The following is a 19351-nucleotide window of genomic DNA, read 5'->3' as shown; positions in this document are numbered from 1 at the left end:
ACCTGCCCTTCGGCTCGCCATGGACGGTCCCCGTCCGTCAGGCGCCGGAAACCTGGACGGCCACGGTTGGTTGTAAGTCATGCCCGGGTTGGGGCCGGCTTGGCACCCAGGACGCGCCTGGCGCCGAGGTTCGGGAGCGGTGGACGTGCGAGATCGGAACGCGACGCAACGGGTTCCGACGGATGCCGGTCTCCTGCTCGCCGCGGTCGAGGCCAGCGGGGAAGCCGTCCTCATCACCTCCGCCGAGCTCGAAGAACCCGGTCCGCGCATCGAGTACGTGAACCCGGCCTTCACCCGCATGACCGGCTACAAGGCGGAAGAGGTCCTGGGCTAGAACCCCCGCCTCCTCCAAGGCTCGGGGACGGGCCGCGCCGTCCTCGACCGGATGCGCGCGGCGCTTGCGGCCGGCGAGCCGTTCCAGGGCGAGGCCGTAAACTACCGCAAGGACGGCTCGACCTACACGGTCGAATGGCTGATGACGCCCGTGCGCGACCCCGACGGGCGGATCGCCCACTGGGTCTCGGCGCAGCGCGACGTCACCGAACGGCACGCGGCGGAGGAAAACCAGGGCCTGCTCGTCCGCGAACTCCATCACCGCGTCAGGAACACCCTCGCGACCGTCCAGGCGGTGCTCAACGCGAGCCTGCGCTCGTCGATGGGGCTGGCGGACTTCCGGCAGGTGTTCGCCGGCCGCATCGCCTCATTGGCCAAGACCCACACCCTGATCACCGACGCGCGGACGCAGACCGTGTCGTTCGAGGGACTGCTCCGGACGGAGCTTGAGGCTTACCTGGAGCCGGGCCGCTCGCGCGTGTCGCTGCAGGGCCCCCCGGTTCCGCTCGCGTCCGAACTGGCGGTCCCGGTCGGGATGGCGCTGCACGAGTTGACCATCAACGCCATCCGGCACGGCGCGCTTGCCGACCCGGACGGTCGCCTGGAGGTGACCTGGACGATCGACGAGAGCCCCGCCGGACCGGTCCTGCGCTGGACCTGGGACGAGCATGACGGGCCGCCCGTGGCGCTGCCGAGCCGGGAGGGGTTCGGCATGGAATTGCTCGACGGGTTGCTGACGTACCGTCTCAAGGCGAAGGTCGACGTCGCCTTCGACCCGGACGGCCTCAGGGTGAGCGCCGCCGTCCCGCTGCCGCGCGTGCGGTGAGGGAAGCGCGGCGGCCGTCGGAACGTCGCCAGGCGCAAGTGGCGGACTTCGGCATCCTGGCCCACCCCACACCGGTCTCCCCTCGCCTCAGCCGCTCCCTCCCTATCGACCATGAGGACGCTCCCATGCCTGCGTCCGGGCACCACGGGCGACGGTGTCGCGGAGAACAACACGCGAGGGCCACCTGTGCTAGGTGTGTGGCATGCCCGCCCGACGCGACCGCCCCACTGCCTTGACCGCCCCCGTCGCCGCCCGCAACGGCAGCCCATCGGCCAAGCGGATGCACACCCGCACGGGCGAGCCGACGCGCACGGCCGTGCGAACGTTCCGCCTTCGTGCGGAGGCACCCGGGCAGCCCGGCTCGACGGTTCGGCCGTCACGACGCCGGGACCGAGCCTGAACCGATGACCACGAGGGCTTCGCTGTTCGCGGCAGGCGGCTCCATGGGCGCGCTGATGGGCGGCCACGACTGGGCGACCACCTCGCTCGGGCCGCCGCGGCACTGGCCGCAATCGCTCGTGACCCTGATGCGTGTCATGCTCAACTCGCGCCAGCCGATGTTCATCGCCTGGGGGTCCGACCGCACGCTGGTCTACAACGACTCCTACGCGCCCATGCTGGGCGCACGGCATCCCGCGGCCCTGGGCCGCCCGTTCTTCGAGACCTGGCCGGAGGTCCGCGACGAAGTCGGCGCGCTGATGGACCGCGTGTTCGCGGGCGAGCCCGTGCACATGGACGACCTGCAACTCACGCTGCACCGGAACGGTTACCCGGAGGAGGCCCACTTCTCCTTCTCCTACACGCCGGTGCCTGGGGACGATGGCCGGACCGTCGGCCTGTTCTGCGCCTGCACGGAGACGACCCGGCAGGTCCTGACCGAGCGCGAGGCCGCGTCCGAGCGGCAGCGGCAGCAGGCGTTGCTCCAGCAGATGCCCGGGTTCGTCGCCGTCCTGGGCGGCCGGAAGCATGTCTTCGAGTACGTCAACGACGCCTACATCGCCGTCGCAGGCCAGCGGGACTACATCGGTCGACCAGTCCAGGATGTGTTCCCGGAGTTGCGCGACCAAGGCTTCTTCGAGCTGCTCGACCGGGTCTATGCGACCGGCGAGGCCTTCGCGGCTCGGACCGTCCCGATCCGCTTCGTCGAGGATGACGACCGGTACCTCGACTTCCTATACCAGCCCATCCGCGATGAAGCGGGGACGGTCACCGGCATCTTCGTGGGCGGTTACGAGGTCACCGAGGAGGTGCGCTCGCGGGCCGCACTCGCCGAGAGCGAAAGCCGTTACCGCACCCTGTTCGAGACCATCGACGTCGGGTTCTGCATCATCGCGATGAAGTTCGACGAGACGAACCGGGCCGTCGACTATCGCATCACCGAGGCCAATCCGGCCTTCGAGCGGCAGACCGGCGCGAACGTGACCGGGCGCTGGGTCAGCGAGTTCGCACCGAACCTTGAGCCCCAATGGCTGGAGACATACGGACGCGTCGCGCTGACCGGCCAGCCCGCGCACCTTGAGAGCTGGGCCGAGGTGTTCGGGCGTTGGTTCGACGTGCGCGCGCTGCGCGTGGGCGACCCCGCGGCCCACCGGGTCGCCGTCTTCTTCACCGACATCTCCGAACGCAAGCGCATGGAGGAGGCGCTGCGCGTCCTGAACGCCAGGCTTGAGCAACAGGTCTCCGAGCGCACGGCTGAGCGCGACCTCCTCGCCACCATCGTCGAGCGCACCGACGTGATGGTGATGGCGGCGGACCTCGACTACACCATCCTGGCCATCAACAAGGCCAACGCGGACGAGTTCGAGCGCATCTACGGCGTCCGGCCCAGGGTCGGCGACAACATGCTCGACCTGCTCGCCGACCAGCCAGAGCACCAGGCCCAGGTCCGTGCCGGTTGGGGCCGTGGCCTGGCCGGGGAGGAGGTCACGATCATCGAGGATTACGGCGATCCCGACCGTGTCCGTCCGTACTACGAGATCAGCTTCCGGACCCTGCGCAACGAACGGGGCGAGCGCATCGGCTGCTACCAGTTCGTGACGGACGTCACAGAGAGGTTGCGCGACCAGGCCGAGCTCGCGCAGGCGCAGGAGGCGCTGCGCCAGTCCCAGAAGCTGGAGGCGGTCGGGCAGTTGACCGGGGGCGTGGCGCACGACTTCAACAACCTGCTGACCATCATCCGTTCCTCGGTGGACTTCCTTCGAAGGCCCGACCTACCGGAGGAACGCAAGGGCCGCTACCTCGACGCGGTCTCCGAAACCGTCGAACGGGCCGCCAAGCTGACCGGCCAGCTCCTGGCCTTCGCGCGGCGGCAGGCGCTCAAGCCCGAGGTGTTCGACGTGGGCCAGCGGGTGCGCGGCATCGCCGACATGCTCGATACGGTCACCGGCGCCAGGGTTCGCGTCCTCACCGAGGTGCCGGACGAGCCCTGCTTCATCAGGGCCGACCTGAGCCAGTTCGAGACCGCGTTGGTGAACATGGCCGTCAATGCCAGGGACGCCATGGACGGTGAGGGTACGCTGACCCTGCGCCTCGTGCGCGGCGCGGCCCTGCCCGCCATCCGCGGTCACGCCGGCTCGGACCAAGCGTTCGCGGCCGTATCGCTGACCGATACGGGCCTGGGAATCCCACCGGAGCGGCTCGGTCAGATCTTCGAGCCGTTCTTCACGACCAAGGAGGTCGGCAAGGGCACTGGCCTCGGTCTGTCCCAGGTGTTCGGCTTCGCCAAGCAGTCCGGCGGCGACGTCGACGTGCGCAGCACGGTCGGAGAAGGCGCGACGTTCACGCTCTACCTTCCGGAGGTCACGCCGGAGGAGCGGCCGGCGAATGCCTCGCGCCCGGACGACGGAATGGCTCCCCTCGGCGCTGGGCAGTGCGTCCTGGTGGTGGAGGACAACGTCGGGGTCGGCCAGTTCGCCACCCAGATCCTGGAGGACCTTGGCTACAGCACGACCTGGGCGGCCAACGCCGAGGAGGCGCTGGATCGGCTCGGGCGGACCGGCAACGGGTTCGACCTGGTGTTCTCGGACGTGGTCATGCCCGGCATGGGCGGCATGGCCCTTGCCAAGGAGCTGCAGCGTCGGCTGCCCGGCCTGCCGGTGGTGCTGGCCTCGGGCTACAGCCACGTGCTCGCCCAGGAGGGCACGCACGGGTTCGAGCTATTGCACAAGCCGTACTCGGCCGAGCAGTTGGGCCGCATCCTGCACCAGGTCCTCGGGCTCCGGTCCGGGCATCGAACGCGCGTGACCGAGCAACGAACGTCCTGACGCCGCGTTCTGCGCTCATCCCCCGACGGCGGCATCATGGGACCGCGGATCGGTGGAGGGCGGGAAACGGTTGGAACGGTGGCCGGCGAGACGGTGCAGTTCAGCGCGACGCAGCGGGAGGCCGGCGACGGCGCGCCCGGGGCGACGGCGGCCTTCCCGTACGACCGGATGACCATGGAGCGGTTCCGCGCCGCGTTCCTTTCTCAGGATCCACACTGGGACTCCAGAGCCCACGGGACGCCGCGTCGCGTCGTAACCTGCCCTTATGCAAATGGGCCGCCGCAGCAGTGACGGTGAATGTCCGTTATTGGGGAGCGGGCGAGGCCGCCTGAATGACTGGGGTGGGCGCCAAGCCGAATGTCCGGTTCTGCGCGCGATCGAGATCCGGCAGGACTCAGTCTGGCCGAAAGCGGAATGGTTGCTTCCAAGTGGGGGCGCTTAAAAAGCGGACGGCCTTCTCTCGACCCAGCTAAACCGAAAGGTACCGGTCTGCTTCGGTGATGATGGGCGCCTTCCGCGCGGGTGGTGCACTTCATTGGAACGAGAGTTCCTGGCCCGAACCGGTGACCTTGCCGGTATGTACCGTTATGGCCAGACGGACTAGACACGCTATATTAGGAGTCTCTAAATAATCTCGAATGTCTGATTCAGGAGCACCGCGAATGGACGCCGTCACGCCGAACGACCTGATGCGGCTCCAGGACAAGGCCAGCGACGCGGCGCGCCTGCTTCGGCTCCTCGCCAACGAGAAGCGCCTGCTCATTCTTTGCCTGCTTGTCGCCCGCGGCGAGATGGACGTGACGAGCCTCGCCGAGGCGGTCGAGCTCAGTCAGTCGGCGCTCTCGCAGCATCTCGCCAAGCTGCGCGAAGACGGGCTGGTCGCGTACCGCCGCGAGAGCCAGACGCTCCACTACCGGCTCGAGGACCCCCGCGCCGCCCGGGTGCTGGCGACGCTCAAGGACATCTTCTGCCCGGAACTCGGCTGACCGCATCAGGCGCGAAGGATCTCCACCTCAAGCCCCGGGCGATCCGGCCGGTTGCGCAGCCGCAGGCTCAGACCGCTCCTGCGGGACGCCATCTCGGCGATGGCGAGCCCAAGCCCGCTCCCGGTGGCGCTCTTGTGGCGGCCGCGGAAGAAGCGCGTCGTGACGTGCGGCAGTTCCTCGGCGGGGATCCCCGGCCCCTCGTCGCGCACGAGCATGCCCTCCCCATCGGGACGGGCCAGCCATTCCACCGTGCCAGCGTCCATGTGGTGCACGGCGTTCTCGTGCAGGTTGCGGACCGCCAGGCGCAGGCTCTCGGCATCGGCCCGCAGGGTGTAGCCGCGCAGCCCTGGGTCGATCAGGGTTCGGACCCCCGCGGGCATCCGCATGCCATCCACGGTCTCGGCGACCAGCGCCCCTACGTCGACCTCCGCCAGGGTCGGCGACTCCCCGGCGGCGTCGAGCCGGGCCGCGTCGAGCAGTTGCCGGACGAGGCGGGTGGTACGGTCCACGGCCGCCAGGATCTGGCGCAGCGCCGCCTTGGCAACGTCCGGGTCGGTGGTGGCCATGGCGACCTGGGCCTGGGTCTTCAGCCCGGCCAATGGCGTGCGCAGCTCGTGCGCCGCGAAGGCCGTCACCTCTCGTTCGTGCCGGCGCGCAGCCTCGACCTTGAGGAACAGCCCGTTGAGGGCGTCGGCCAACGGCCGGACCTCGGCGGGGGTCCGCCCGGCGTCGATGGCGCTCATGTCGTCGGCGTCACGGCCCGCGAGGTCCCGGGCCATCAAGCGCAAGGGGCGCAGGCCCCGCCCGAGGCTCGCCCAGATCAGCATGCCGAGGAACGGGACGACGAGGAGCGCAGGGGTGACGAGGCCCATGATGAGATCGGTCACGAGGCGCTCACGCAGGCCCAGGCGGTCTCCGACCATGACCCGCACGCCCTTCTCGGCGTCCTCGACCGTGAAGACCCGCCACGTCTCGCCGTCGACCTCGCGCTCGGAGAAGCCGGCCGGCGCGTCGGTCAGGCGCCGCTCCGGGGCTCCGCTCGACCGCGCCACCATGCGCCCGTCGAGCGACCAGATCTGGCAGGACAGCTGCCGCTCGTAGGCCGTCGGCCCCGGGAAGGTGGATGGTGTTCCGTCGGAAGTCGTGCCGCCGACCGCGCCCACCAGGGAGCCGACCATACGCGCGGCCTCCTGCAGTCGGGTGTCGAGGACCTGCTCCACCTCGCGCTTGGAGCCGAGGTAGATCCAGGCGACCGCACTGAGCCAGATCAGCCCGGTCGCGAGGAGCAGGATCGCGAAGAGCCTGACGCGCAGGGATGTCATGCCGACGCCCTCATCCGGTAGCCGAGGCCGCGCACCGTCTCGATGGCATGCTTGCCGATCTTGGCGCGCAGGTTGTGCACGTGGACCTCGACGGCATTGCTCTCGACCTCCTCCTGCCAGCCGTAGAGGCGTTCCTCCAACTCGGCCTTGGAGCGGAGCACGTCCGGGCGTTCCATCAGCGCCGCCAGCACCATGACCTCGCGCCGGGACAGGCCGACCGGCACGCCGTCGACCGTCACGGCGAGGCTGCCGGGATCGAGCCGGATGCCCCCGTGCTCCAGGACGGCGGCGGCCCGCCCCGAGGCCCGGCGGACGACGGCGCGGATGCGGGCCGAGAGTTCGTCGAGGTCGAAGGGCTTGCCGAGATAGTCGTCGGCGCCGCCGTCGAGCCCGGCGATCCGGTCGGCCACCGCGTCGCGAGCGGTGAGCAGGACGACGGGCGTGCGGTCCTTCCGGCCGCGCAGGCCGCGCAGCACGTCGAGGCCGGAGCCATCGGGCAGCATCAGGTCGAGCACGATGGCAGAGAACGCGCTCGTGGCCAGCGCCGCCTCGGCGTCAACGCAGGTCCCGACGCAATCGACCGTCGCCCCGCCGAGGCCGAGCCCCGCCCTGAGCCCGTCCGAGAGGATGGGATCGTCCTCGACGACGAGGATGCGCATGCGTGTCTCCCCTGACCGTCCCGCATCCTCCGGGCCCGGCTTAAGCCTGGCTTAAGCTGCGTTTCCGACCTGCGGCGGGCCGATCCGGACCCCGCCCATGCCGAACGTATTAGCCCACCTCTTCCTCGCCGCCCTTGTCTGGGCGGGCGCATCGCCCTGGTTGCCGGTATGGTCGCAGGACCTCGCCGGGCGGCAGTCGCCCTTCACTCTCGTCGCGACACGGGACGCGCACCTCTCGCTCCACCTCCGCTGGACCATCGCGCCCGGCACCTATCTCTATCGCGACAGGATCCGCGCCGAGGCCGGTGCCGGCGCGGAGCTTCCCGTCACCACGCCGACCGCCGAGACAAAGGACGACCTGAACTTCGGGCCGACGGAGGTCTACCACGACTCCGTGGAGGCCATCGTGCCCGGCGCGGCGCTGGCCAGCCTGCGGGAGATCCGGGTCATCTACCAGGGCTGCGCCGAGCGGGGCATCTGCTACCCGCCGGTCACGAAGCGGCTGGACCTGGCCTCCCTGGCGAACGCCGGCGCATCACCGGCCGGCGGAGCCGCCCCCGCCGCCGAGCCGGCAGACGCGACGGTCGCCGCCGCCTCCCGCCAGGACGTCTTCCCCGCCGGGCCGGCCGCCCTCCTCGTCGGCAACCTCGTCGGCGTCCTGGCGGGCATGTTCGGGCTCGGCCTCCTGCTGGCGTTCACCCCCTGCGTGCTGCCGATGGTGCCGATTCTGTCGGGCATGATCGTCCGCTCGGGCCAGGGCCTCACGCCGGGGCGGGGCCTGGCGCTGTCCGGAAGCTACGTCCTCGCCATGGCGGCGGCCTATGCCAGCTTCGGCGTCGCGGCGGCGTGGCTCGGCCGCAACCTGCAGGTCGCCCTCCAGACCCCTCTCGCCCTCGGCCTGATGGCCACCGCCTTCGTCGCGCTGGCACTGTCGATGTTCGGCCTGTTCGACCTGCAGGCGCCGCGCTGGTGGCGGGACCGCTTCGGCGCCCCGGCGGCGGAAGGTGGGTCGGTCGCCGGGGCCGCGTTCCTCGGCTTCAGCTCGGCCCTCGTCGTCGGTCCCTGCGTGACGCCACCCCTTGCTGCCGCCCTGCTCTACGTCGCCCAAACGGGGGATGTCCTGCGCGGGGCGCTGGCCCTCTTCGCCCTCGGCCTCGGGATGGGTGCGCCGCTGGTGCTCGTCGGCGCGTTCGGCGCCGGCATCCTGCCCCGGTCCGGCCCCTGGCTGGTGCGGGCGAAGCAAGCATTCGGCCTCGTGTTCCTGGCTCTTGCGGCCTCGCTCGTGACACGCTTGCTGCCGGACGTGTTGTCCCTCCTGATTTGGGCGGCGCTCGCCATCGGCACCGGCATGGCGCTCGCGGTGCTGACCACGAACGGTCGCCCGTCACCCGCCGGTCGCGCGGCGGGCTTGGTCGCCGTCGCCTATGGCGGCCTCCTCCTCCTCGGGGCTGCCACGGGCGCGGACGACCCGCTGCGGCCGCTTGCCGGCCTCGCCCCGTCGCATCCGGGCCACATCGCCGAGGCGCGGACGGTCTCCACGCTCACCGCCTTCGAGGCGGCCCTCCTGGCGGCCCGAGCTGAGGGCAAGCCGGTGCTTGTCGAGTTCGCCGCCGACTGGTGCACCGTCTGCAAGACGAACGAGCGGACGGTCCTGGCGGACGCCGGCATCCGGGAGAGGCTCAAGGCCGTCTCGGTCATCCGGGCCGACGTCACCCGTGACGACGACGCCACCCGCGCCCTGATGCGTCGCTTCGAGGTGGTCGGTCCGCCGACCCTCATCCTGATGCGTCCCGACGGCGGCGAGGTCCGGGAGGCCCGCACCGAGGGCGAACTCACGGTCGAGGACCTGAAGCGCCGCCTCGCCCTCGTCGGAGCCTGAACTGCCTCTTCCGAGCCACCCATACCCACGGAGACCGTCATGCACCGCCGGACCCTGCTCGCCCTAATCCCCGCCATCGCCCTCGCGCCCGCCCTGCTATCGCCGCACACGGAAGAGGCCTTCGCCCAGGGCATCGACCAGAACGCCATCCTCAATGACCCGGAGGCGCCGGTCTCGGGCAACCCGAAGGGCGACCTGACCATCGTCGCCTTCCTCGATTACAACTGCCCCTTCTGCAAGAAGGCTGAGCCCGACCTTCTCCGGCTGGTGAAGTCGGACGGGCGCATCCGCCTCGTCCACAAGGATTGGCCGATTCTCGGCGACGCCTCCGTCTACGGCGCCCAGCTCGCCCTCGCGGCGCGGTACCAGGGCCGCTACGACGACGTGCATCGCGCGCTGATGGGCATCCCCGGCCGTAAGATCCCGAAGGAGCGGATGCTGGAGGCGGTCTCCGCCTCGGGCGTCGACATGGCCCGCCTGGAGGCGGATCGGACGTCCCACCAGGGCGAGATCGCCGCCCTGCTCCAGCGCAACCTCGACCAGGCGGACGCCCTCGGCCTGCAGGGGACGCCGGTCTTCCTGATCGGCCCGCTCAAGGTCGCGGCCGCCCTCGACTACGACGGCTTCAAGCAGGCGGTGGCCCAGGCACGCGCCAAGGGCCGCTCGTGATGCGGCGGGTGATGCGCCTAACGGCGCTCCTCGCGCTCGCCGCGGGGGTCGGAGCCTGCTCGGCCTCGATGGGCGCCCCCGGCCCGGTCGCCGGGGCGGGGGCGCGCCTTCCGGCCGATGCCGTTCGTCGCTACGCGGCCATCACCGACGAGCCGTTCCCGGTCGATGCGGTCGAGCCACGCGACCTGAAGGCCCGCAACGTCCGCCAGGTTGTCGACTATCCGACCAAGCAGCCACCGGGCACGCTCGTGGTCGACCCCTACCGGCGCTTCCTCTACCTCGTCATGGAGGGCGGCAAGGCCATGCGCTACGGGGTCGGCGTGGGCAAGGCCGGCTTCGAGTTCACCGGGGAGGCGACTGTCGCCCGCAAGGCGTCCTGGCCGCGCTGGACGCCGACCCCCGACATGCTCAGGCGTGACCCGGAGCGGAACGGGCGCTGGGCCGGCGGGATGCCAGGTGGCGCACGCAATCCCCTCGGGGCCCGCGCGCTCTACCTGTTCAAGGACGGCAAGGATACGCTCTACCGCATCCACGGCACCACCGAGCCCTGGAGCATCGGCGAGGCGGTGTCCTCGGGGTGCATCCGCATGCTCAACCAGGACGTCATCGACCTGCACCGCCGCGTACCTACGGGCACGAAGGTCGTCGTGCTTGGGTCGCACGGCACCGCCCAGGCCGCGCGGCCGGCCGCGCCGGAGACGACCGGCAGCCTCGACCGTGCGCGCCTCGACGACCTATCCCGCGGCGCCTCGGAGGCGCCCGAACCCCTGACGGACGACGGAGTGGCGGATGACGACGGTCTTTAGGAGCCTGGCGCTGGCGGTCGTCCTCGCGACGATGGGCATCGGAACGGTTCGTGCCGGCTCGGAGGCGCCGGCCGGCTACTACGCCGACCAGAAGGTGGTCTACCACAATGGCGGAAGCGGTCCGGACGAAGCAGCCTACTTCAAGCGCCTGCTCGCCAACCTGCGCAACCACGTCGAGGCCGTGGGCAAGGCGCATGTCGAGATCCGCGTGGTGAGCCTCGGTTACGGCGTCGGCCTCTTCCAGTCGGCCGCGAACGACAAAGAACTCGCCGGCCGCATCGACGCCCTCAAGGGGATGGGTGTGCGGTTCCTGGTCTGCGCCAACACCCTGCGCGAGCGGAAGATAGACCGCACCACCCTGTACGGCGTCGGCGAGGACGACCTCGTGCCGAGCGGCGTCGCCGAACTGGCGCGCCTGCAGGCCATGGGGTTCGCATACATCCACCCCTGAGGCCTTACACCGCTTCGGCAATCGACCGCGAAGACCTGATCGTGTGCCGCCGCACCTGACTCTAGGGCGCTTGTCCGCCGGACCATCTTTCCGCTTGTCATTACATTAGAAGATGCTAATTGAGTGTCATCTAATGTTTTGCGTGGGGCAGTAGTCCCCGCGGCCGGACCGGGCGCTTCCCGGACCGCACTTTGGGACAGATTGAGATGGAAGGCTTCACCCCCGTCAGCGCAATTCTCGGCGGAGCGATGATCGGCGGGTCCGCCTCGCTGCTGCTCATCCTCAACGGACGCATCGCCGGCATCAGCGGCATCCTCGGCGGCATCCTGGCCCCGCCCTCGGGTGAGACCGCTTGGCGGGCGGCCTTCGTGGCAGGCCTCGTCCTCGCACCACTCGCCTATGCCGGCCTGGGGGGCAGCCTTCCGCCGGTGACGGTCGAGGCGTCATTCCCGCTGCTGATCCTCGCGGGCCTGCTGGTCGGGTTCGGCGCGCGCCTCGGCTCAGGCTGCACCAGCGGCCACGGAGTCTGCGGCATCGGCCGCGGCTCGCCCCGCTCGCTGGCCGCGACCGGCATCTTCATGACCGTCGCCGTCCTGACCGTCCTCGTCATGCGCCATCTCGTCGGAGCCTGAGCCATGGCCAAGACCGCCTCCGCCTTCGCCGTCGGCCTCCTGTTCGGCCTCGGCCTCCTCGTCTCGGGCATGGCCGACCCGGCCAAGGTCCTCGCCTTCCTCGACGTGACCGGACGCTGGGACCCGAGCCTCGCCCTCGTCATGGCGGGCGCCGTCGCAATCTCGGCCGCCGGCTACCGCTTGGCGAGGCGGCGCGGACGGCCTTTGCTCGCGCCCAGGCTCGACGTCCCGACCCGGCGCGACCTCGACGGACGCCTGTTCGCCGGGGCCGCGATCTTCGGCCTCGGATGGGGCTTGGCCGGCCTCTGCCCCGGGCCCGCCCTCACCATCCTGACGGTGGCCCCGGCCGAGGCCGTGACCTTCGTGGCGGCGATGGTCGCCGGCATGCTGCTGTTCCGCCTGGTGCCGGCGGCGCGCCTGAAGCCGACCGCCGCGCTGGGAGCCGACGCATGATGCCCGGCCCCCTCACATCCGGCCTCGCCGCCGGCTCGGGCGGGGTCGTGGGCGTGATCCTCGGCCTCGTCGGCGGGGGCGGCTCGATCCTCGCGGTCCCACTGCTGACCTACGTGGTCGGCGTGTCCTCGCCCCACGTCGCCATCGGGACCAGCGCCCTGGCGGTCTCGGTCAGCGCGGCGGGCAACCTGGTCCCGCAATGGCGAGCCGGGAACGTGAAGTGGCGTTGCGCGGCGGCGTTCTCGCTCGCCGGGGTCCTTGGCGCGCTCGTCGGCTCGGCGGCCGCCAAGGCGGTCGACGGGAAGAGCCTGCTCGCCCTGTTCGGGGTCGTCATGCTCGTGGTCGGGGGCCTGATGCTGCGCAAGCGACGCGGCGAGGGCGACCCGGACGTGCGCCTGACCAAGGCCAGCGCGCCGGTGCTCCTGCCTTGGCTCCTCGGCATCGGCCTCGCGGTCGGCCTGTTCTCCGGCTTCTTCGGCATCGGCGGGGGATTCCTGATCGTGCCGGGCCTGATGCTGGCGACGGCGATGCCGCTGCCCATGGCCATCGGCACCTCGCTGGTCGCGGTCAGCGCCTTCGGGGCGGCGACCGCAGCGAGCTACGCCGCCTCCGGCCTGATCGACTGGCCGCTCGCCGGGCTGTTCATCCTGGGGGGCGTGCTCGGGGGCCTCGTCGGATCGAGGCTCGGCCAGCGCCTCGCCGGGCGCAAGCGCGCCCTGACCGTCACCTTCGCCGGCCTCGTCATCCTGGTCGGCCTGTACGTCGTCGCCCGCGGGGCCCTGCCGCTCCTCGGCCTGAGCGCCTGATCCCGGACAGGAGGAGATCCATGTCGAACCAGACCGCCGGAGCCCTGCGCGGGCATCCCATCGTGACCGGCTTCCACGACGAGCCGACCGGGAGCATCCAGTACGTCGTCGCGGACCCCGCGACGAAGCGCTGCGCGATCATCGACCCGGTCCTCGACTTCGACCCGAAGTCCGGCGCGACCGCGACCCGCTCCGCCGATGCCCTGCTCGCCCATATCGAGCGGGAGGGCTACGAGTTGGAGTGGATCCTCGACACGCACCCGCACGCCGACCACTTCTCGGCGGCAGGTTACCTCCACGACCGGACGGGCGTCCCGACCGCCATCGGCGAGAAGGTCATCGACGTGCAGCGGCTCTGGAAGGGGCTGTACAACCTGCCGGACACGTTCCGGACGGACGGTTCGCAGTGGTCCCGGCTCTTCGCCGACGGCGAGCGCTTCCGGATCGGCGACCTCGAAGTCGAGGTGATGTTCACGCCGGGCCACACCCTGGCCTCCATCGCCTATCGGATCGGCGACGCCGCCTTCATCCACGACACCCTGTTCATGCCCGACAGCGGCTCGGCGCGGGCCGACTTCCCCGGCGGCAACGCGCACGCGCTGTGGCGCAGCATCCGGCGCATCATGGCCCTGCCGGACGACACGCGGCTGTTCACCGGGCACGACTACCGCCCGGGCGGCCGGGCGGCGGCCTGGGAGAGCACGGTCGCCCGGCAGCGGAGCGAGAACCCGCACCTCGTCGAGACACCGACCGAGGAGGCGTTCGTGGCGATGCGCGAGGCCCGGGACCGCGAACTGCCGATGCCGAAGCTCATCCTGCACTCCCTGCAGGTGAACATCCGCGGCGGGCGCCTGCCCGAGCCCGAGGCGAACGGCCGCCGCTACCTGAAGATCCCGCTCGACTCCCTCGACGGTGCGGCGTGGGGCGATTGACGGAGGTGACCATGACCACGATCAGCGCGAAGGACCTGGTGGCGCAGGCCAACCGGGAGGTGGAGACCCTGTCGGCCGCGGAGGCGCTGGCGCGCCTGGGCCAGCCGGGCTCGGTGCTCGTCGACGTGCGCGAGGGCGAGGAGTTGGCCAAGACCGGCAGGATCGCCGGCGCCGTCCACGTGCCCCGCGGCTTCCTGGAGTTCCAGGCCGACCCCGCGAGCCCGACCCACCGGGCCGAGCTCGGCGAAGGCAAGTGCCTGGTGCTCTACTGCGGCTCCGGCAACCGTTCGGCCCTGGCAGCCAAGACCCTGAACGACATGGGCCTCGGACCGGTCGCCCATGTCGCGGGCGGCTTCCCCGCGATGGCGAAGGCCGGCGGCACCGTCGAGCCAGCCTGATCGGGACTGGCAAGCCGACAGGCCGCAGGTCACTTGCGACCGGCGGCCTCCAAGTTTGGGCGGTCGACGATCTCGACCGCGCCGCGCCGGACCTCGATCAGGCCGGCCTCGGCCCATTGCCCCAGGATGCGGCTCACGACCTCGCGCACGCTGCCGATGTCATCCGCGAGCTTCTGATGGGTTACCGAGGCCACCCCACGCGGGTCCGCCTCGGCCAGAAGCCGTTGCGCGAGGCGCTGCTTGAGCGGGGCAAACGCGACCTCGTCGATCAGCGTGAATAGGCCGGACATCAACCGCGTATAGTCATCCATGACGAAGCTGCGGAACGCGGCGCTCTCGCCCATCAGGTGTTGGAACGTGCTCACCGGCAGAGCCGCCAGTTCGGTCCGCTCCTCGGCGATGCTTTGCGCCGGAAAGTTGCCGCCGGAGAGGAGGCACTGTGTGGTCAGGGCGCAGGTGCCGCCCGGCCCGACTTTGTAGATCAGCACCTCGCGCCCGCCTTCAGACATCCGGAAGATGCGCGTACGGCCCTCCAGACACATCAGGTAGTTGGCGCACTCGCCATCGAGTTCGTAGGCGATGGCGCCCGCGTCCAGTACCGGAAAATGCACAGTTCCCCGGGCGATCTGGAGGTGCGCTGGGCTGAGCGCCTGCAGGAGCGGAAACCGGTCGATCCATCGCTCGACCTTCTGGGCATCCGTCATGGCGGCGTAGTCCCCCCGGCCATGACGACGGGCTGATCGTCCGGCTCGCGTTGCGTTTTTCTCCCGCCGCGCCGGACTTGTGTGACCTGGGTCACCGACCGGGTGCAGCGGCCCGGCATAGCATCGCATCACAAAGAACACGATAAGGGCATCCGCCATGCGCGGCGCCCACCGGGAGTGAACCGATGCACCGCCTCGCCCTGAGCTTCATGCTCGCCGTACTCGCCGCCGGCCCCGCCGCGGCCGAACAGGACCTCCTGCTCGGGGCCGACATGTCCTCGCCCGCCATGATCAAGGCCGAGATGAGCCGCGCCGACGTCGAGGCGCTGATCAAGGCCGCGGACGGCAAGCCGGTCGACCTGCACGACAAGTCCCTGTCTGGCCTCGACCTCTCCGGGCTGTACCTCCGGGGCGCAAACCTGCGGACCGCCCGCCTGAACAAGGTCAATTTGCGCGGCGCCGACCTCAGCGGCGCGAACCTCGAACAGGCATGGCTGCTGAAGGCCGACCTGTCCGGCGCCAAGCTCGTGGACACGAAAATGTTCGGCATCACCGCCCGCGACGCCAACCTCAGCGGCGCGGACCTCAGCCGGTCCATGCCCATTGGCGACTTCAAGGGCGCCAACATGAGCGGCGCCACGCTGGTCGACCTCAGGGGGGGCGCCGACATCAAGAACCAGTCCATGGGCCTGATGCGGGCCGTGTTCGTGTCGGTGAACCTCTCCGGCGCCAACCTGAAGGGTGCCAACCTCGGCCGGTCGCGGCTCGAATACGCCAACTTGAAGGATGCCAACCTCACCGACGTGGTGTTGATGGGCTCGGACCTGTCCGGGGCCAACCTGACCGGCGCGACGGTCACAGGAGCAGACTTTAAGAACGTCGACGTCAGCGGTGCCCGGCTGATCGACCTCAAGGGTCAGTCCGAGGCCAAGGACTGGGCCGAGCGCGTGAACGTAGACCGCGCCGTCACCCAGGCAACCAATTGAGCCGCCCGTAAGCCTCGACCCATCACAAGGACCCAGACAGCCCATGACCACCCGTCGCTTCCTGCTCGGCGCCCTGGCCGCCGCTCCCCTGCTGTTCGGTACCGCTGCGAATGCCGCCGAGGCCGTCTTCACCCCTGAAGCCTTTGAGGCGGCCCAGAAGGCGGGCAAGCCGATCCTCGTCCATGTCACCGCGCCCTGGTGCACCGTCTGCGCGTCGCAGAAGCCGATCCTCGCTAAGCTGGAAGCCCAACCCCGGTTCAAGGACCTGCAGGTGTTCGACGTCGATTTCGACAGCCGCAAAGACGTGCTGAAGCGGTTCGGTGTGACGACGCAGAGCACCCTGATCACCTTCAAGGGTGAGAAGGAGACGGGGCGCTCGGTCGGCGACACCCAGCCGGAGTGGATCGAGGGCGCTGTCGAGAAGGCTTTGTAGGTCGGCCATGGCCACGACGTTCGGCCTCGCGTTCCTCGCCGGCATCCTCTCGGTGATGTCGCCCTGCGTGTTGCCCTTGCTGCCGCTGGTCCTGGGCGCGGCGGCATCGGAACACAGGCTCGGCCCCGCTGCCCTGGCCGCCGGCCTCGCGGTGTCCTTCGTGGCCATCGGGCTGTTCGTAGCGACCGTAGGGTTCGCCCTCGGCCTCGACGCCGATGTCTTCCGCACCGTGGCGGCCATCATGCTGGTCCTGATCGGGCTCGTCCTGATGGTTCCGGCCGCCCAGACCCGGCTTGCTGTGGCCGCCGGCCCGGTGAGCAACTGGACCGAGAGCCGGTTCGGTGGCTTCTCGACCACCGGGCTTCTGGGACAGTTCGGCGTCGGGCTGCTGCTCGGCGCGGTCTGGAGCCCCTGCGTCGGGCCGACCCTCGGGGCCGCGTCCCTCCTCGCCTCGCAGGGGCGAGACCTGGGTTCGGTGGCAACGACGATGCTTCTGTTCGGCCTCGGCGCCGCCCTGCCACTCCTGCTCCTCGGCACGCTGTCCCGCGAGGTGCTGATACGCTGGCGCGACCGGATGATGGGGCTCGGCAAAGGGCTGAAGGTCGCCCTGGGCGCCATCCTCGTGGCCACCGGCCTGATGATCGCCACGGGCTACGACAAGGCCGCGGAGACCGTCCTGGTCAACGCTTCGCCGGCTTGGCTCACCAACCTGACGACCCGCCTGTGACCTCGATAGCGTCTGCCTCCAAAGCCCGCCCCATGCGACCCTACCGTCTTCGAACCTGCCTGCTCTACGCTGCCATCCTTCTCGGGATTGCAGGTCCGGCGCAGGCTTGGGAATTGGTCGGCACGAAGCAGCTTGAGCTACGCACTCGCGACGGTACGTCCATTCCAATCGGCACCGTGACGTTCACCCCAGGGCCGGACGCCACGCGGTTCGTCGTCACCCTCGACCGGACGAAGTTCAAGGACTTCTTCCTGTCGATGCGCGAGTTCAAATGCGTCGAGGGGCCCGAGGTCCAGTGCCACGTTCCCTATCCCTACGCGAACCCGGGAACGGTCCGGCCGGGCGATTATGCGTGGCTGGAGCACGCCCTGCTCTTCCTCTACAAGGCGCCGGCCGACTACGGAGCCAAGTTGAGCAACGGCCTCTACTACGCTCTTCAGAAAACGGAGGACGGGCTGGTTGGAAGGCCGATGGCGGTGGATCTCAACGACATCGCGGCCCCGCCTCAGGATCCCTCCGTGCCCCCGTTCGATCAGGCTGCCCGTGCGGACATTGTTCCAGGCGCCCGCTGGATCGAGGCGCTCGTCATCCGCTGAGACGAGTTCGTCGCCCCACCGGACCCAGTTAAACGCGCAGGTAGCTCCATCCTGCTTCCTGAAGGGTCACGAGACGGACCGCCCCCGCCGGAACGATGCCGACGTGGGGCAGCAATTCCAGCGAATGCCCCTCGGCCTTCTCCATGGCCTTGACGGTGTTGCCGCAGGCCGAGAGGACGATCCCCGGCACGCTCTCGCTGATGGAATGGATCCTCGCCGTGACGGGCGATGTGTCGGCCCGCAGCATGTGCAGGCCTGGGCCATAGGCGACGATCTCGACTTCCAGTTCCTCGGCCTGCTCGCTGTATTCGCGCGCGAGGTTGACCGCATTGTTGAGGGCGAGATCGAACACGCCGCCCTCGCGGGAACTGACCTGCATCGCGACCCGGTGGGTCTTCGGGCCGGTTGCCGGAGCCGCCGTGGCCCTGCTCGCTCCGAGCCCAGCCAGCAGTGCGGCCAATCCGGACACGCCCCTGCGCGACAGCATCATCTCGTCCCCTCCGTTGTCGAACGATCCTGATCCGAGACGCGCGCTCCTCTTGGAGCCGTCTCGTCAGGTCTGCAAGAATCGATAGCTGTCGCCGGCACGCTCGACATGTCCGACGCCCGAGCCCGGGAGATGAAAGCCAACGAGCGTCATCCGCTCGTTCGCCAACCGGTCCAGCAGGGTCAGGCGGGTGCAGGAAGCGAGGTCGCGGTCGAGATCGCTTCCGAACGCCCAGGCGGGACGCCGGAACGACAGAACTGCATGGCTCAGGGCATCTCCGCCGATCAGTACCTGATCCCGTCCCGCTTCGACGAGTACGGAGGCGTGGCCGGGTGTATGCCCCGGCGTCGCGACGTAAGTGAGGCCGGGGGCGATGCTCTCGCCGGGCCTGCGGCGCTCCACCTTCGCCTCAAGGCGGCGCAGGGTCCGTCGCGAGCCCACGGAGAGACCCTTCAGCCAGTCGGGCACCAGGGTCTCGACGTCGTCGCGGGTCCAAAAATCCCATTCCGCCGCCGGCACCACGTAGCGGGCATTGGGAAACCGTTCGCTGTCGTCGAAATCGTCGATCGCGCCCCAGAGATGATCGGGATGGGCGTGCGTGAACACGACCTGGGTGATCGCCTCGCGCGAAATGTTCCGGCTCTCCAATGTCTCTCCGAGCTTGCCCGCCGTCGGCTGGAAGGAGTTGCCCGAGCCGGCATCGATCAGGATGATCTCAGAGCCGATCCGCACGAGGCTCGCGTTCGTCGGGATCGGCGCGGCCTCCGCGCGCTGGCCCTCGGCCCTGAAGACGGCCTGCATCTCGTCGCGCGGCGTATCGGGCAGCATGAAGGCGAGGGAGGAGGACAGCGTGCCGTCGCTCGCCGTCTCCACGGAGGCGCCGCCGACCGTCAACGCCGCCGCCGGGTTGGCGGACGCGCGGCCGGTCGGCCACGCGCCCGCGAGACCCGCCGCGAGCCCCGCCATGAAGAGACGCCTGTCGCAGCGCGATCCGGGGACGGCG

22 protein-coding genes are annotated in these 19351 nt (G+C 70.1%); 17 read left to right on the top strand and 5 right to left on the bottom strand.

Features of this window, described 5'->3' with window-relative positions:
- Positions 1-145 precede the first annotated feature (145 nt).
- From BKE41_RS31930 to BKE41_RS02915, 4 genes are all read left to right on the top strand, one after another.
- The gene (locus BKE41_RS31930; RefSeq protein ID WP_245295892.1) at positions 146-334 is read left to right on the top strand and encodes a PAS domain-containing protein; all 189 of its coding nucleotides are present in this window, start codon (positions 146-148) and stop codon (positions 332-334) included.
- A gap of 51 nt (positions 335-385) precedes the next feature.
- Complete coding sequence (locus tag BKE41_RS02930; RefSeq protein ID WP_244612613.1) at positions 386-1159, top strand: HWE histidine kinase domain-containing protein; 774 nt, start codon at positions 386-388, stop codon at positions 1157-1159.
- 404 nt (positions 1160-1563) lie between these two features.
- Positions 1564-4422, top strand: coding sequence for a PAS domain-containing protein (locus BKE41_RS02925; RefSeq protein WP_059407786.1), 2859 nt, complete (start codon positions 1564-1566; stop codon positions 4420-4422).
- Between the two features lie 662 nt (positions 4423-5084).
- On the top strand, positions 5085-5408 hold the full coding sequence (locus BKE41_RS02915) for a metalloregulator ArsR/SmtB family transcription factor (RefSeq protein WP_059407790.1): 324 nt from the start codon (positions 5085-5087) through the stop codon (positions 5406-5408).
- Positions 5409-5413: 5 nt separating this feature from the next.
- On the opposite strand, the gene BKE41_RS02910 is transcribed toward BKE41_RS02915, so the two are convergent.
- Both BKE41_RS02910 and BKE41_RS02905 read right to left on the bottom strand, forming a co-directional pair.
- Entirely contained in the window at positions 5414-6730 is a 1317-nt protein-coding gene (locus BKE41_RS02910; RefSeq protein WP_059407792.1) for an ATP-binding protein, read from the bottom strand.
- Positions 6727-7389: a response regulator gene (locus BKE41_RS02905; protein ID WP_059407793.1), complete on the bottom strand. Its 663-nt coding sequence runs from the start codon at positions 7387-7389 to the stop codon at positions 6727-6729. Before BKE41_RS02905 ends, BKE41_RS02910 begins: the two co-directional genes overlap by 4 nt.
- 97 nt (positions 7390-7486) lie before the next feature.
- On the opposite strand from BKE41_RS02905, the gene dsbD reads away from it, so the two are divergent.
- The 9 genes from dsbD (at position 7487) to BKE41_RS02860 (ending at position 14415) form a co-directional block, all read left to right on the top strand.
- Positions 7487-9268 (top strand): protein-disulfide reductase DsbD, encoded by a 1782-nt coding sequence (gene dsbD / locus BKE41_RS02900; protein ID WP_059407795.1) that lies wholly within the window; start codon positions 7487-7489, stop codon positions 9266-9268.
- Positions 9269-9307: 39 nt separating this feature from the next.
- Positions 9308-9937, top strand: coding sequence for a DsbA family protein (locus tag BKE41_RS02895; RefSeq protein WP_059407797.1), 630 nt, complete (start codon positions 9308-9310; stop codon positions 9935-9937).
- Positions 9937-10743: a L,D-transpeptidase gene (locus BKE41_RS02890; protein WP_059407799.1), complete on the top strand. Its 807-nt coding sequence runs from the start codon at positions 9937-9939 to the stop codon at positions 10741-10743. Before BKE41_RS02895 ends, BKE41_RS02890 begins: the two co-directional genes overlap by 1 nt.
- Positions 10727-11194: a DsrE family protein gene (locus BKE41_RS02885; RefSeq protein ID WP_059407801.1), complete on the top strand. Its 468-nt coding sequence runs from the start codon at positions 10727-10729 to the stop codon at positions 11192-11194. The genes BKE41_RS02890 and BKE41_RS02885 overlap by 17 nt, the downstream gene beginning before the upstream one ends.
- Positions 11195-11400: 206 nt before the next feature.
- Positions 11401-11826, top strand: a complete 426-nt coding sequence (locus tag BKE41_RS02880; protein ID WP_059407803.1) for a YeeE/YedE family protein — start codon at positions 11401-11403, stop codon at positions 11824-11826.
- Positions 11827-11829: 3 nt separating this feature from the next.
- Positions 11830-12279, top strand: coding sequence for a DUF6691 family protein (locus BKE41_RS02875; RefSeq protein ID WP_059407805.1), 450 nt, complete (start codon positions 11830-11832; stop codon positions 12277-12279).
- Positions 12276-13085: a sulfite exporter TauE/SafE family protein gene (locus BKE41_RS02870; RefSeq protein WP_185156781.1), complete on the top strand. Its 810-nt coding sequence runs from the start codon at positions 12276-12278 to the stop codon at positions 13083-13085. Before BKE41_RS02875 ends, BKE41_RS02870 begins: the two co-directional genes overlap by 4 nt.
- A 20-nt stretch (positions 13086-13105) precedes the next feature.
- Positions 13106-14017, top strand: coding sequence for an MBL fold metallo-hydrolase (locus tag BKE41_RS02865; RefSeq protein ID WP_059407807.1), 912 nt, complete (start codon positions 13106-13108; stop codon positions 14015-14017).
- Between the two features lie 11 nt (positions 14018-14028).
- Positions 14029-14415, top strand: coding sequence for a rhodanese-like domain-containing protein (locus BKE41_RS02860; RefSeq protein ID WP_059407809.1), 387 nt, complete (start codon positions 14029-14031; stop codon positions 14413-14415).
- 29 nt (positions 14416-14444) lie between these two features.
- On the opposite strand, the gene BKE41_RS02855 is transcribed toward BKE41_RS02860, so the two are convergent.
- Positions 14445-15119: a Crp/Fnr family transcriptional regulator gene (locus BKE41_RS02855; RefSeq protein ID WP_059407811.1), complete on the bottom strand. Its 675-nt coding sequence runs from the start codon at positions 15117-15119 to the stop codon at positions 14445-14447.
- Between the two features lie 185 nt (positions 15120-15304).
- Here BKE41_RS02855 and BKE41_RS02850 point away from each other — a divergent pair, with 185 nt between their 5' ends.
- The 4 genes from BKE41_RS02850 to BKE41_RS02835 all read left to right on the top strand — a co-directional run bounded on the left by BKE41_RS02850 (position 15305) and on the right by BKE41_RS02835 (position 17861).
- Complete coding sequence (locus tag BKE41_RS02850) at positions 15305-16105, top strand: pentapeptide repeat-containing protein (protein ID WP_059407813.1); 801 nt, start codon at positions 15305-15307, stop codon at positions 16103-16105.
- Between the two features lie 43 nt (positions 16106-16148).
- Complete coding sequence (locus BKE41_RS02845; RefSeq protein ID WP_059407815.1) at positions 16149-16538, top strand: thioredoxin family protein; 390 nt, start codon at positions 16149-16151, stop codon at positions 16536-16538.
- A gap of 7 nt (positions 16539-16545) precedes the next feature.
- A complete protein-coding gene (locus BKE41_RS02840; protein ID WP_059407818.1) occupies positions 16546-17265 on the top strand; it encodes a cytochrome c biogenesis protein CcdA in 720 nt (239 codons plus the stop codon).
- A gap of 176 nt (positions 17266-17441) precedes the next feature.
- Entirely contained in the window at positions 17442-17861 is a 420-nt protein-coding gene (locus BKE41_RS02835; protein ID WP_244507391.1) for a hypothetical protein, read from the top strand.
- 28 nt (positions 17862-17889) lie between these two features.
- Here the strand turns inward: BKE41_RS02835 and BKE41_RS02830 are convergent, their stop codons facing one another.
- Complete coding sequence (locus tag BKE41_RS02830) at positions 17890-18351, bottom strand: DsrE family protein (RefSeq protein WP_059407826.1); 462 nt, start codon at positions 18349-18351, stop codon at positions 17890-17892.
- Positions 18352-18414: 63 nt separating this feature from the next.
- The gene (locus BKE41_RS02825) at positions 18415-19314 is read right to left on the bottom strand and encodes an MBL fold metallo-hydrolase (RefSeq protein ID WP_244612612.1); all 900 of its coding nucleotides are present in this window, start codon (positions 19312-19314) and stop codon (positions 18415-18417) included.
- Positions 19315-19351: the final 37 nt, after the last annotated feature.

This window comes from Methylobacterium sp. C1 (assembly GCF_001854385.1).
GTDB classification, from domain to species: Bacteria; Pseudomonadota; Alphaproteobacteria; order Rhizobiales; family Beijerinckiaceae; genus Methylobacterium; species Methylobacterium radiotolerans.
This window is presented reverse-complemented; position numbering and strand designations above follow the sequence as displayed.

Coding starts and splice junctions, on each gene's coding strand:
- BKE41_RS02860 (WP_059407809.1), top strand. CDS start 14,029: ATGACCACGATCAGCGCGAAGGACCTGGTGGCGCAGGCCAACCGGGAG.
- BKE41_RS02890 (WP_059407799.1), top strand. CDS start 9,937: ATGCGGCGGGTGATGCGCCTAACGGCGCTCCTCGCGCTCGCCGCGGGG.
- BKE41_RS02825 (WP_244612612.1), bottom strand. CDS start 19,314: ATGGCGGGGCTCGCGGCGGGTCTCGCGGGCGCGTGGCCGACCGGCCGC.
- BKE41_RS02840 (WP_059407818.1), top strand. CDS start 16,546: ATGGCCACGACGTTCGGCCTCGCGTTCCTCGCCGGCATCCTCTCGGTG.
- BKE41_RS02915 (WP_059407790.1), top strand. CDS start 5,085: ATGGACGCCGTCACGCCGAACGACCTGATGCGGCTCCAGGACAAGGCC.
- BKE41_RS02930 (WP_244612613.1), top strand. CDS start 386: ATGCGCGCGGCGCTTGCGGCCGGCGAGCCGTTCCAGGGCGAGGCCGTA.
- dsbD (WP_059407795.1), top strand. CDS start 7,487: ATGCCGAACGTATTAGCCCACCTCTTCCTCGCCGCCCTTGTCTGGGCG.
- BKE41_RS02830 (WP_059407826.1), bottom strand. CDS start 18,351: ATGATGCTGTCGCGCAGGGGCGTGTCCGGATTGGCCGCACTGCTGGCT.
- BKE41_RS02870 (WP_185156781.1), top strand. CDS start 12,276: ATGATGCCCGGCCCCCTCACATCCGGCCTCGCCGCCGGCTCGGGCGGG.
- BKE41_RS02845 (WP_059407815.1), top strand. CDS start 16,149: ATGACCACCCGTCGCTTCCTGCTCGGCGCCCTGGCCGCCGCTCCCCTG.
- BKE41_RS02865 (WP_059407807.1), top strand. CDS start 13,106: ATGTCGAACCAGACCGCCGGAGCCCTGCGCGGGCATCCCATCGTGACC.
- BKE41_RS02895 (WP_059407797.1), top strand. CDS start 9,308: ATGCACCGCCGGACCCTGCTCGCCCTAATCCCCGCCATCGCCCTCGCG.
- BKE41_RS02850 (WP_059407813.1), top strand. CDS start 15,305: ATGCACCGCCTCGCCCTGAGCTTCATGCTCGCCGTACTCGCCGCCGGC.
- BKE41_RS02905 (WP_059407793.1), bottom strand. CDS start 7,389: ATGCGCATCCTCGTCGTCGAGGACGATCCCATCCTCTCGGACGGGCTC.
- BKE41_RS02875 (WP_059407805.1), top strand. CDS start 11,830: ATGGCCAAGACCGCCTCCGCCTTCGCCGTCGGCCTCCTGTTCGGCCTC.
- BKE41_RS02910 (WP_059407792.1), bottom strand. CDS start 6,730: ATGACATCCCTGCGCGTCAGGCTCTTCGCGATCCTGCTCCTCGCGACC.
- BKE41_RS02855 (WP_059407811.1), bottom strand. CDS start 15,119: ATGACGGATGCCCAGAAGGTCGAGCGATGGATCGACCGGTTTCCGCTC.
- BKE41_RS02885 (WP_059407801.1), top strand. CDS start 10,727: ATGACGACGGTCTTTAGGAGCCTGGCGCTGGCGGTCGTCCTCGCGACG.
- BKE41_RS02925 (WP_059407786.1), top strand. CDS start 1,564: ATGACCACGAGGGCTTCGCTGTTCGCGGCAGGCGGCTCCATGGGCGCG.
- BKE41_RS02880 (WP_059407803.1), top strand. CDS start 11,401: ATGGAAGGCTTCACCCCCGTCAGCGCAATTCTCGGCGGAGCGATGATC.